At 71.7% G+C, this 11,710-nt stretch carries 12 protein-coding genes; 2 read left to right on the top strand and 10 right to left on the bottom strand.

From position 1 onward, the window contains the following. Window positions 1–60 precede the first annotated feature (60 nt). Window positions 61–783 (top strand): hypothetical protein, encoded by a 723-nt coding sequence (locus KBX26_RS18790; RefSeq protein WP_210866000.1) that lies wholly within the window; start codon window positions 61–63, stop codon window positions 781–783. On the opposite strand, the gene KBX26_RS18785 is transcribed toward KBX26_RS18790, so the two are convergent. The 6 genes from KBX26_RS18785 to KBX26_RS18760 all read right to left on the bottom strand — a co-directional run bounded on the left by KBX26_RS18785 (window position 665) and on the right by KBX26_RS18760 (window position 6,327). Then, complete coding sequence (locus tag KBX26_RS18785) at window positions 665–1,645, bottom strand: GlxA family transcriptional regulator (protein WP_210865999.1); 981 nt, start codon at window positions 1,643–1,645, stop codon at window positions 665–667. The two genes, KBX26_RS18790 and KBX26_RS18785, sit on opposite strands and share 119 nt — an antisense overlap. 4 nt (window positions 1,646–1,649) lie before the next feature. Further along, window positions 1,650–2,258 (bottom strand): isochorismatase family protein, encoded by a 609-nt coding sequence (locus tag KBX26_RS18780; protein WP_210865998.1) that lies wholly within the window; start codon window positions 2,256–2,258, stop codon window positions 1,650–1,652. An 80-nt stretch (window positions 2,259–2,338) separates the two neighbouring features. After that, on the bottom strand, window positions 2,339–3,091 hold the full coding sequence (locus KBX26_RS18775; RefSeq protein WP_210865997.1) for a 1-acyl-sn-glycerol-3-phosphate acyltransferase: 753 nt from the start codon (window positions 3,089–3,091) through the stop codon (window positions 2,339–2,341). 98 nt (window positions 3,092–3,189) lie between these two features. Continuing rightward, entirely contained in the window at window positions 3,190–5,250 is a 2,061-nt protein-coding gene (locus KBX26_RS18770; RefSeq protein WP_210865996.1) for an amylo-alpha-1,6-glucosidase, read from the bottom strand. Next, a complete protein-coding gene (locus KBX26_RS18765; RefSeq protein ID WP_210858850.1) occupies window positions 5,250–5,621 on the bottom strand; it encodes an SCP2 sterol-binding domain-containing protein in 372 nt (123 codons plus the stop codon). Before KBX26_RS18765 ends, KBX26_RS18770 begins: the two co-directional genes overlap by 1 nt. Before the next feature lie 289 nt (window positions 5,622–5,910). Continuing rightward, on the bottom strand, window positions 5,911–6,327 hold the full coding sequence (locus KBX26_RS18760) for a CBS domain-containing protein (protein WP_030333361.1): 417 nt from the start codon (window positions 6,325–6,327) through the stop codon (window positions 5,911–5,913). A gap of 169 nt (window positions 6,328–6,496) precedes the next feature. Between KBX26_RS18760 and KBX26_RS18755 the strand changes: the two genes are divergently transcribed. Beyond that, window positions 6,497–7,078 carry a nucleotidyltransferase family protein gene (locus tag KBX26_RS18755; protein WP_030333360.1) on the top strand — a complete coding sequence of 194 codons (582 nt, stop codon included), beginning with the start codon at window positions 6,497–6,499 and terminating at the stop codon, window positions 7,076–7,078. A gap of 10 nt (window positions 7,079–7,088) precedes the next feature. Here the strand turns inward: KBX26_RS18755 and KBX26_RS18750 are convergent, their stop codons facing one another. The 4 genes from KBX26_RS18750 to KBX26_RS18735 form a co-directional block, all read right to left on the bottom strand. Beyond that, complete coding sequence (locus KBX26_RS18750; protein WP_030333358.1) at window positions 7,089–7,529, bottom strand: PPOX class F420-dependent oxidoreductase; 441 nt, start codon at window positions 7,527–7,529, stop codon at window positions 7,089–7,091. A 221-nt stretch (window positions 7,530–7,750) separates the two neighbouring features. Then, a complete protein-coding gene (locus KBX26_RS18745) occupies window positions 7,751–8,776 on the bottom strand; it encodes an aspartate-semialdehyde dehydrogenase (protein WP_030333356.1) in 1,026 nt (341 codons plus the stop codon). A gap of 209 nt (window positions 8,777–8,985) precedes the next feature. Next, window positions 8,986–10,323 carry a pitrilysin family protein gene (locus KBX26_RS18740; protein WP_210865995.1) on the bottom strand — a complete coding sequence of 446 codons (1,338 nt, stop codon included), beginning with the start codon at window positions 10,321–10,323 and terminating at the stop codon, window positions 8,986–8,988. Then, a complete protein-coding gene (locus tag KBX26_RS18735; protein WP_030333351.1) occupies window positions 10,320–11,609 on the bottom strand; it encodes a pitrilysin family protein in 1,290 nt (429 codons plus the stop codon). The genes KBX26_RS18740 and KBX26_RS18735 overlap by 4 nt, the downstream gene beginning before the upstream one ends. Window positions 11,610–11,710 lie beyond the last annotated feature (101 nt).

The following is an 11,710-nucleotide window of genomic DNA, read 5'->3' as shown; positions in this document are numbered from 1 at the left end:
CAGGGGCGCTCCGGTCCGCGAGGCTTCTCTTCACAGCCAGCTGACCGGAAGGTCGTGACGATGCACTCCGATGCGTCCCCGTTCTTCATCGGTCCCCACCGGTTCGACGCCCCGGACGACGACGTGGGCCCGACCCTGGACCGCCGTTACCACCTGCGACCGAGGCCCGGTGAACGATTGCTCGGGCGACATCGGCTGCTGGTCGCGGGCTACCTGCTCGGGCCGAGCGAGGCGCGACGCCGCTGGGAGCTTCCCGAGCCGGTCGAGGTGACCGTCACCGACCAGCGGATCTGCTGGGTGGGCAGCGGCTCGCAGCTGTCGCTCGTCGCCGACGGCACGCACCGCGCCCGGCCGCCCGCTCGGCTCAACGGCCTGATGAGCGGGCAGATCCGTTGGCAGTGGCCGTCCCGGTTGGAGTTGTCGGCGACCACCCCTGACGCGCCGCTGCAACTGCTGATCGTGTGCGACGCGCTGCGCACCATCCAGCAACCGGCGTTGGCGCTCAGCGGAGCCGCCGCCGAGGTCGTGGCCCTGGCCCGTCAGGTTCGCCGGGCGGTGGCCCTGTTCCGGCTCAACCGTCCGCAGCTGGTCGACCTCTCGGCCCAGGAACGCGACGTGCTGCTGCTGCGGGCCGGCCCGGGTCTGCTCGCCGGCGACACCCGGATCACGCTGCCCGGCTCGTTGCCGGTGGAGTTCCACTCCCGGGACGACTACTACCGGTCAAGACCGGAGCCGACCTCGTGGGGCGGGATCGCAGGCGGCGCAGCATCCGGGCATCGGTGAAGCCGACGGCCCGCGCGGCGGCCTCCACGGTGCTGCCGTGCCCGATCAGGTGCTCGGCGCGTTCGACCCGGAGCAGCTGCTGATAGCCCAGCGGGGTGAGGCCGGTGCTCGCCCGGAACAGCCGGGTCAGCGTTCGTTCGGCAACGCCGCCGGCGGCGGCCAACTCGGCCAGCGGCAGCGGCTCGGCGTACCGACTGTCGATGAGATCCTGCACCCGGTGCACCGAGTCGGACAGGTGTGAGCGGTGCCGCATCAGGGCGCTGGCCTGCGGCTCGTGCCCGTTGCGGCGGGCGTAGACGACGAGCGTGCGGGCGATCTTCGCGGCGGTCGCCGGGCCGTGCCGCGTCGCCACCAGGTGCAGCGCCACGTCGATGCCGCTGGCGATGCCCGCCGAGGTGACCACCCGGTCGTCCACCACGTACAGCACGTCGCGGACGACCTGGGCCGCCGGGTGCCGGCGCGCCAGGTCGTCCTGCACCTCGTGGTGCGTGGTGCAGCGGCGACCGTCGAGCAGCCCGGCCCGGCCGAGCGCGTACGCCCCGGCGCAGACGCTGGCCACCGTGCCGCCGGCCGCGTGGTGCGCGGCGAGGCGCCGCAGGTCGCCCGGGGACACCGGCCCCTGCGGCCCGTGCGCCGCAGGCCGCCACCCGGGCACTATCACCAGGTCGTCCGGGGCCAGTTCGGGCCACCGGGTGTCGGCGACCAGCGGTACGCCCTGCACTGTCGGCACCTGTTCGCGTTCCGCGACGTAGTGCAGCTGGTAGTCGTACCCCAGGTCGGCGGCACTGGAGAAGACCTGGGCCGGCCCGGCGAGGTCCAGCAGGTGCAGCTGTGGGACCAGCAGGAAGACGACCCGGGTCACGACGTCAGCCCTCGCTGCCGACGACTGTCGCGCCGACCAGGTCGTCCACGGTCCGGATGGTCGCGAAGCGGCCGGCGAGCGCGTACTCGGTGCGGGTCACGATCTCCTCGTTGGTCAGCGTGCGCGGGTCGGCGAGGATCTCCGCGACGGTGGCGGTTTCCGGCAGGTCCCGGTGCGGGATGGGGAAGGTCAGCGTGGCGTCGGTGACGAAGGTCATCCGGTAGCCGAGGTCGGCGCCGACCCGGGTGGTGGTCTCCACGCACTGCTCGGTGCGGATACCGCAGACGGTGATGTCGGTGATGCCCGCCTGGGTGAGCAACTGCTGGAGGTTCGTGGTGGTGAACGCGTTGTGCGCCGTCTTGACCATTGTCGGCTCACCCTCGGCGGGGACCAGCCCGTCGATCAGCCGCACGTACCCGAGGGCGGGGTCGAACAACCCGCCCGTGCCGGGCTCCGAGTGCAGGACCCAGACCACCAGGTCGCCGCGCTGCCGGGCGGCAGCCACCAGCCGGTCGACCTGGCGGATCATGTCGGGGTTGGAGCCGTACGCCCAGATCGGGCGCTGACGGAAGGATTCCTGTACGTCGATCACGACGAGTGCTGCTCTGCTCATGACCTCGATACTGGTCCGACGACGTGCACACCGGCAGACACCATTCTGACCGGGTGCGGAACGATCCGGCCAACCCGGCGTCAGGCGCTGGGGGCGCGCTCTTCGGCGGCGGCGTCCAGCGCGGCGGCCTCCTCCGGCGTCGGCGCGGTGCCGCCCAGGTGCGCCGGCTGCCACCAGGCTTCCTCCGGGCTGGCCGGCTTCTCCGGATAGTCCCGCTGGGCCCTGTCGACCAGGGCGGTGAGCCGGGTGGTCAGTTCGGCGGCCAGCACGTTCACGTCCGGATAGTCCGCCGGGTGGATCGGCTCGCCGACGAGGATGGTGATCGGCGTGTGGCGGCGGGTGAGCGTGCGCGGGCGGCCCTTCGTCCAGAGCCGCTGGGTCCCCCACACAGCGACCGGCAGCACCGGCACCTTCGCCGAGCGGGCCATCCGGACCGTGCCGCTCTTGAGCTCCTTGACGGTGAACGACCGGCTGATCGTCGCCTCAGGGAAGACGCCGACGACCTCGCCGCGCTTGAGTGCGTCCACGGCGGCGCGGAACGAAGCCGCGCCGGCCTGCCGGTCGACCGGGATGTGCTTCATCCCACGCATCAACGGACCGCCGATCCGGTCGGCGAAGACCGACTGCTTCGCCATGAACCGGACCAGCCGACCCGAGGGGTTCGCTCCCAGGCCGGCGAAGATGAAGTCGAGGTAGCTCACGTGGTTGCTGGCCAGCACCGCCCCACCAGTGCGTGGTACGTGGTGGGCGCCCTCGATGGTGATCTTCAGGTCGAGGACCCGGAACAGCGTCTTGGCGGCGGCGATAACGGGCGGGTACACGAGCTCCGGCATTCGCAGAATCTACCCTGACCGGCTGGAGATCGGCTGGGTGGCGAACCGGCGGCGGCGCGGGGTGGTACGCGCCACCGCCGGCTCGGCGGTCGATCCGGTCAGTCGGTGAGGGCGTTCAGGTCCAGTCGACCCCGGGCGAACGCGTCCACCCGACCCCACCGGCCCGGGATGTCCAACACCTCGATGCGGCCCATCCCGACCGGCAGCCGTGGCTCGACCGCCAGGTGACCCTCGTGCGGCTCCAGACCGAGCATGGTGCGCAGCAACAACAGCGGGGTGCCCGTCGACCACGCCTGCGGGCTGCACGCCGTCGGGTACTCCACCGGGAACTTGGTCAGCTCCCGCGGGTAGCCGCCGAACGCCTCCGGCAACCGGCCGTCGAAGTACGTTGCGGCGTCCAGGATGCCGTTGGCGATGGTCGCGGCCTCCTCGGCGAAGCCGTAGCGGCGCAGACCCCAGGCGATGAACGAGTTGTCGAACGGCCAGATCGTGCCGTTGTGGTAGCCGATGGGGTTGTACCGCGCCTCCCCGTCGGCGAGCGTCCGCACCCCCCAGCCGGAGAACAGCCGCGGCCCGACCAGGTGTGCGGCCAGCTTCTCCGCCCGCTCGGGCTCGACGATCCCACTCCACAGCAGGTGGCCGATGTTGGAGCTGAGGATGTCGCACTGGCGGCCGTCCGGGTCCAGGGCCAGGGCGTAGTACTCGCCGTCGTCCACCCACCAGTCCCGGTTGAACCGCTCCTTGAGCTGCGCCGCCTCCCGCTCCAACTGGTCGGCGAACTCCGGGTCACCCCAGAATGCGCGAGCCAACCGGGCCGCCCTGACCTTCGCGTCGTACGCGTACCCCTGCACCTCGCAGGTGGCCCGTGGGAACGGCGGCAGCGTGCCGTCGGAGTAGGAGATCGAGTCCCAGGAGTCCTTCCAGCACTGGTTCTCCAGGCCGGTGTCGGTGTTGCGGCGCTCGTACCAGATGTAGCCGTTGCCGACGAGGTCGGCGTAGTTGTCGATCCACCTCAGCGCCGCCCGGGACTCCTGCTCCAGCTCCCTGACCAGCTCGACGTCCCCGCTCCACCGCTCGTACTCGTCGAGCAGCACGATGAACAGCGGCGTCGCGTCCACCGAGCCGTAGTACGGCGAGTGGGGCTGCTCCTCGAAGGCGGCGGTTTCGCCGTAGCGCATCTCGTGCAGGATGCGCCCCGGGTCCTCGTCCCGGAAGTCGTCGAACCGGCTGCCCTGCAGGGACGCCAGGATGCGTAGCGTCGTCTTCGACAGCTGCGGGGTGAACGGCAGCGTCTGCAGGCAGGTGAGGATGCTGTCCCGGCCGAACATGGTCATGAACCAGGGCAGACCGGCGGCCGGCAGGGTGGCGCCGCCCAGTGACAACGGCGGGAAACGCAGCGCGGCCAGGTCGATCAGGCTGCGCCGGTACGTGCTGGCCACCCGGCCGTGCTCACTGTTGACCTTGGGCGCGTCGGCGATCCACTGCTCCAGGTCGTGCTGGAGGGCGAGCCGCTCGGTGCCATGCTTGCGCAGCCCCAGACGAAGGTCCCGGCCGGTGGGCCCGACCGCGTTGGTCTCGACGTCGATCGAGGCTTCCCACTGCTCGTTCGGCTCCAGGTGCACGGTGTACGCGAAACCCTTGCTGTCGTACCGGGCCGACATCGACGACGAGATCACCGTCTCCCGCCGGAAGTTCCCCCGCCGGTAGCCCAGCCGCAGCCGATCCGGCTCCACCTCGGTGTAGATCTCGCCCTTCTTGTTCAGGATCTCGTCCTTGACCTGGAACAGGTCGGCGAAGTCCGACGCCGCATCCATCCGGACTTCCAGGTCGACCGGCTTCTCGTCGTGGTTGAGAATGGTCAGTTGCTCCCGGAAGCTGCCGCCCACCGCCCGCTCCCGGATGATCGACAACTTCGCGTCCACGTAGTGCGTGGCCATCCCGGGGACCAGGAAGAAGCGCGACTCGAAATACTGCAGGTCGTCGAAGGAGAGCGAGTTGAGTCGCTCACCGTTGACGGTCAGCACCCAGGTCGACAGGAACCGGGTGTCGATGGAGAACAGCCCGGTGGGCTCGCTCGGCGTCGCCTCGATGTCACCGGTGTCCTCGCAGACGACGAACGTGTTGCCGTCCAGGATCCGGATCGTGTTGCTCTGCCCCATCAGTGCACCTCCCCGGCGAAACGTCGACGTGGCCCACGCGCGTCCGGTGACCCCGGGAAGATCCGCTCCACCTGTACGACCAGCCGAAGGTCGCCCGACGCCGTCATGTCGCCGCGCAGCAGCGCGGCCAGGCCGTGCTCGCGCCCCGAGGCGATGTCGTCGAAGAGGATCGGGCTAGCGCCGATCACCGTGTCGGCCTCCTGGTCCTCCTGGCTGACGTTCAGCCGGCCGTGATCGATCCTCAGCAGCCAGTGCCGGGTCTGCGCCCCCTCGTGCAGGTCGATCCGCAGCGTCCCGGAGGTCTTGGCCAGCAGGGGTTCGTACCCCCGCCGGTCCAGGTCCTCGAAGAACCTCGTGGTCGCGTCCACCATCGGGTCCACTCCTCCCAGTTGCCGGGCCGGGGATCCCACCCACCGCGCTCGCGTCGCGCGGACGGCCGGCGTTGCACGTCCCCGCACGGGTCCCCGCCCTCCCCCACGCCCAACCTCACCCAATTCAGGTGACCCCCACCCCTTGCTCCGGTGATCAAGAGGTTTGCGTCACCACCGTGGGCGTGTCGTGACGCAAACTTCTTGATCACGCGGGGAGGGGTGGGGGACAGAGCGCGCGCCGGCTCTCCCCGTGGGGGGAGGGCCGGCGCGCGTCTGCCGCGGCGGACGGTCAGTTGTTCGGGTCGTCGGCGCTGATGTCGGCCAGGACCGACTGCGGTTCACGCTCGACCGCGAGGTCACCCATCGAGACCAGGCCAACCAGGCGTCCGTCGTCAATCACCGGCAACCGGCGTACGGCGTACGTCCGCATCAGGTCAGCGGCGGCCACGGCATCGTCGTACTGACTCACCGTGATCACGTCGCGAGTGGTGATCTGATTCAACCGGGTCGAGCCCGGATCCATGTTCTCCGCGACACCTCGGACCGTGATGTCCCGGTCCGTGACGATGCCGACCACACTGTCGCCGTCGGTCACCACCACGTCTCCGATCGCGCTGTCACGCATCTCCTGCGCGGCCGCGATGAGCGTGTCGTTGCCGTCCATCGTCACCAACCGGGTCGTCATGAACTCTCCGACCGTTGTCATGGTGCTCCCCTCTCGGTGTCGGCACGGCCCGTCTACCCGCCGTCCGGCACCGGGTAACGCCCGGCCGCCGGTGGCTACCGGCGCTTCCGCACACGCCGCACCTCGGACCCGCCACCCGCCGACCCGCCCGGGGGCAGCGCACCCCGGGGTGGCCGCCTACGGTGGGCTGATGGCGGCGGACGAGTCGGAGCTGCGGGAGCTGGTAGCCGGCAACCGGTGGTTGACCCGGGCGCTGACAGTGGTGCGCGACTCGGGGCTGCCGGACGCCTGGATCGGCGCGGGCGTCCTGCGCGACCTGGTCTGGGGCGAGCGGTACGGACACGGGTTCGACCCGGCGACGGTCCGGGACGTGGACGTGGTCTTCTTCGACCCGACCCGGCTGACCCGCGAGGACGACGACCGGGCCACCGCCCGGCTGACGGCGGCGTGGCCGCAACCGCCGTGGGAGGCGCGCAACCAGGCGGCGGTGCACACCTGGTACGCGGCGAAGTTCGGCGGCGAACCGATCACCCCGTACCGCGATGTCACCGAGGCGGTCGCCACCTGGCCGGAGTACGCGACAGCGGTGGCCGTCCGCCTGGACTCGGCCGACCGGCTGAAGGTCTGTGCGCCGTACGGCCTCGCGGACCTCTTGCGTGGGGTGTGGCGACACAACCCGGCCCGGGTGGGTGTGGCATTGTCCCGGCGACGGCTGGCCCGGCACCGACCGGCGCAGCGTTGGCCCGGCGTGACCGTGATCGAACCGGGCTGACCGGTCGGGGTCAGCCCCTCGGCGGCATCCCGTAGAGCCGCTCCACGTGCAGCCGCAGCACGATCCGCCCCTCGTCGACCATGGCCTGGCGGTATTCGTCCCAATCGGGGTGTTCGCCGCTCAGCGCCCGGTAGAGCACCACCAACTCCTCGACCGTGTCGTCGCCAAGCTCGGCGGACGGCGGGGTCAGCTCGGCGCGACCCTCGACCACCGCGTACGCCCAGCCGTCCTGACTGCTGACGTGGAGGCTGGCCCGGGGGTCGCGGCGCAGGTTGGCGGTCTTCGCCCGAGAGTCGGTGACCGAGACCCGGATCAGGCCGGCGTCCCGGTCGAAGGAGTAGAGCACCGTGGACAGCTGCGGGCGACCGTCCCGCTTGATGGTGGCGAGCACGCCCATCGAGTGGCCGGCCACCAGGTCGGTCAACGCCTGCTGGGTGCGGTCGTCGGGCATGGTGTCCTCCAGGTTGGACGATCGTCTCCGACCCATCCAAGCACGACCCGCCGGCCCTCGCGGGCGACCACCCGGTGCTGGCCCTCGTCCAGAGCGACCGAGGTCGAGCGCACGCACCGACAGTGCGACCACCCGGAACGGCAGCGAGCCCTCGCCGACGGGCGGCGAGGGCTCGGTGCTTGTTGGATGTCGAGGGCCTGTGGTGTGGCGACCGGTGCCGGTCAGCGGCGCTCGGCGGCGACCAGCTCGGCGAGCTGCACCGCGTTGAGCGCGGCGCCCTTGCGCAGGTTGTCGTTGGAGCAGAACAGGGCCAGCCCGTGCTCCACCGTCTCGTCGGCGCGGATCCGGCCCACGTAGGTCGGGTCCTGGCCGGCGGCCTGCAACGGCGTCGGGACGTCGGTCAACGCCACCCCCGGCGCGTCGGCCAGCAGCTCGTGGGCGCGCTGCGGGGTGAGCGGCCGGGCGAACCGGGCGTTGATCTGGAGCGAGTGCCCGGTGAAGACGGGGACCCGGACGCAGGTGCCGGAGACCCTCAGGTCGGGGATCTCCAGGATCTTGCGGCTCTCGTTGCGGAGCTTCTGCTCCTCGTCGGTCTCGAACGAGCCGTCGTCGACGATCGAGCCGGCGAGCGGGAGCACGTTGAAGGCGATCGGCTGGGCGAACGAACGCGGCGCGGGGAACTCCACGGCCGACCCGTCGAAGGCCAGCCCGGTGGCGTGCTCGGCCACCTTGCGGACCTGCTCGTCCAGCTCGGCGACGCCGGCCAGCCCGGCACCGGAGACCGCCTGGTACGTCGACACGACCAGGCCGACCAGGCCGGCTTCGGCGTGCAGCGGGCGCAGCACCGGCATCGCGGCCATCGTGGTGCAGTTGGGGTTGGCGATGATGCCCTTCGGCCGGTCCAGGGCGGCGTGCGGGTTGACCTCGGCGACCACCAGCGGCACCTGCGGGTCCATCCGGAACGCCGAGGAGTTGTCGATCACGACGGCGCCGGCCTCGGCGACCCGGGGGGCCAACTCCCGGGCGGTGCCCTTACCGGCCGAGAAGAGCACGATGTCCAGCCCGGAGTAGTCGGCGCTGGCCGCGTCCTCGACGATCACCTCGCCGTCGCGCCACGGCAGCGTACGCCCGGCTGACCGCGCCGAGGCGAACAACCGCACCTGCTCCGCCGGGAACTCCCGCTCCGCCAGCACCTGCCGCATCACGCCACCGACCTGGCCGGTGGCTCCCACAATGCCGATCCTCATGCCCGCGAGGCTACCGACCCGACCCCCGGAACCGGGACCCCTTTCCCACCCCCCGGGTCCCGCATCACACCCACCCACCCACTCCCCCAACCCCCACCCTCACCCCCGTCGACCATGAAGCTGTTGCCGCGACACGCCGTCGGAGGTGGCAACAACTTCATGATCAACGAAGCGGAGGGCCGGGAGGCCGGGAGCAGGGGTGGGTGGGGTTAGGGGAGGAGGTCGCCCAGGGCGGTGGCCTGGAGGTCGTCGCGGATGGCTGCGGCGTCGCCCTCGATGACCAGGGTCAGGGCCTCCGGGTGCAGGTGGGTGGCCGCCGCCGCGGAGACCTGCTCCACGTCGGCGGAGAGCAGCGCCTCCCGCAACCGCGCGTGGTAGTCGTCCGGCAGGTCGTGCACCACCAGGGTGGTCAGCGCGGAGGCGATCGCCCGAGGGCTCTGCAACTCGACCGAGAGCTGCCCGGCCCGCCACGAGCGGGCCACCTCCAGCTCGTCCTCGGTCACCCCGCTGGCCTGGGTACGGGTGATCTCGCCCACCGCCTCGACCACTGCCGGCGCGGTGACCGCCGTCTGCACCCCGGAGCTGACCGCGAACCGACCGAACCGGCGCGACGCGGCGAAGTCAGCCCGGATGCCGTAGGTGTAGCCGCGGACCTCACGCAGCAGGTGGTTGAGCCGGGACGTGAACGCACCGCCGAGCACCGTGCCGGCGAGCGTCATCGGCACGTGATCGGGGTGCGCCCGGTGTGGTGCCGGGTGGCCCAGCCGCAGCGTCGACTGCACCGACCCGGGTCGGTCCACCAGGATGATCCGCCGACCGTTGTGCGTCGGCACCTCAAGGGGGCCGCCGCGCTCGGCGGGGCCACCACCGGTGCCGGCGAACGCCGCGGCGGCCAGCGCGTCGAGGTCGATCCGGTCCAGGTCACCGGCGACGATCAGGGTGCCGGGGCGCAGGAACCACTCGGAGTGGAAGACAGTGACGTCCTCCACGTCCAACCCGGCGACCGACTCCGGGTCGCCGTGCATCGGCCGCCCCCAGCGGTTCTGCGCGCCGAACAGGTCGGCCCGCAGCGCGGCGTCGGCGCGCGGGCCGGGGTTGGCCCAGTCCATGCGGAGCGCTGTCGCCTCGTCGTCGCGGACCCGGCGTACGTCGGCGGGGTCCAGCCTGGGCGTGCGGACCGCCTCGGCCAGCAACTCCACTGCCGCGTTCAGCCGGTCCACCGGGATCACCACGCTGGCCTGGAACGAGTCCCAGTCCAGGCCGGTCGACAAGGCGGTGCCGAGCCCTTCGACGGCGAGGGCGTACGCGGCGGCGTCCCGCTGCGCGGTCCCCTCCTCCAACGCCTTGGCCAGCACACCGGACAGGCCCTCCTTGCCGACCGGCTCCTGGCCCGCGCCCACGTCGAGCAGCAGCAGGGCCACGGCGAGGTTCTGCCCCGGCAGGTGCGCGGCGACGACCTGACCACCGGCCACGGCGCGGCGGACCACCGGCGGGAACCGGTACGGGCGGGCGGCACCCGGGCCGGGACGGTCGGCGATCAGCGTCATGAGGTCTCCTCGGGCAGGTAGGTCAAGGTCACCCGGTCGGTGGCGAGCACGTCGGCGGCGGCCTCGGCGATCTGCTCGGCGGTGACCGCGAGCAGCGCCGGCAGGTGGTCGGCGACGCGGGCCGGGTCACCGAACTGCGTGGCGTACCGGCCGAGCAGGTCGGCGCGGCCGTCGACGGTGGACAGCTGACGCCACCAGCCGGTGCTGAGCAACGCCTTGGCCCGGTCCAGTTCGGCGGCGGTGACCGGCACGGTGGCCAGCTCGTCGACGACCTCGGCCAGCCCTTCGGCCAGCCGCTCGGCGCTCACTCCGGGACGGGCGGTGGCGGTGGCGATCAGTGGTGCCGGGCCGTGCGCGAGGTCCACCCCGTACGCCCCGACCAGGTCCGGCTGCGCGATCCGCTCGCCGTCGGCGAGGCGCTGGTAGAGCCGGCTGCCCCGGCCGCTGCCGAGGACCGTGGCGAGCACGGTGATCACGTCGTACCCCGGGCTGCCGAACGGGTAGCTGCGGTGGGCGATGTACACCCGCGGCGCCGGCACGTCGGCGCTGACCGACTCGACGGCCGTCTGCCCGGTGGCGGGGACGCTGCGGCCGTCCGGTGCGGGCGGGATGTCGTCGCGGGCGGGCAGCGCGCCGAAGTACTTGTCGGCGAGCGCGAACACGTCGGTGGCGGTGGCGTCGCCGACCACGGTGAGCACCGCGTTGTTCGGCGCGTAGTAGGTCTGATGGAACGCCTGGAAGGTGGCGAGGTCGGCGGCGTTCAGGTCGGCCATCGAGCCGATCGTGGCGTGGTGGTAGGGGTGCCCCGGCGGGTAGAGCATCGGCAGCAGTCGCAACCAGGCGTCCCCGTACGGCACGTTCTCGTAGCGCTGCCGGCGCTCGTTCTTCACCACGTCCCGCTGGTTGTCCAGCGTCTCCTGGGTGAGGGCGGGGACCAGCCCGCCCATCCGGTCGGCTTCCAACCAGAGCGCCAGCTCCAGGTGCTCGGCCGGGACCGTCTCGAAGTAGTTGGTCCGGTCCGGGTTGGTGGTGGCGTTGAGTGAGCCGCCGGAGCCCTGGATCAGCTTCATGTGCTCGGTCTTCGCCACGTTCACCGAGCCTTCGAACATCAGGTGCTCGAAGAGGTGGGCGAAACCGGTCTGCCCGGCCGGCTCGTGCCGGGAGCCGACGTCGTACCAGAGGTTGACGGCCACGGCGGGCGCGGTGCGATCCTCACTCACCACCACGCGCAGGCCGTTGTCCAGTCGGGACGTCTGAATGGGCCAGGGGTAACCGCTGTCGGGCATGCCCCGACGCTATCTGATCTCGGGGGCGGAAAGGTGACGCGCTGTCGGTCGGCGAGCCGACCCGGGCGGCATCGGTGCGGCCGCGCGGGGTACCGGAGGGG

The sequence above is a fragment of the Micromonospora sp. C97 genome, from assembly GCF_018070385.1.
GTDB classification, from domain to species: domain Bacteria; phylum Actinomycetota; class Actinomycetes; order Mycobacteriales; family Micromonosporaceae; genus Micromonospora; species Micromonospora parva.
Note: the sequence above shows the minus strand (reverse complement) of the source record. Positions and strands in the feature narration are given on the sequence as shown.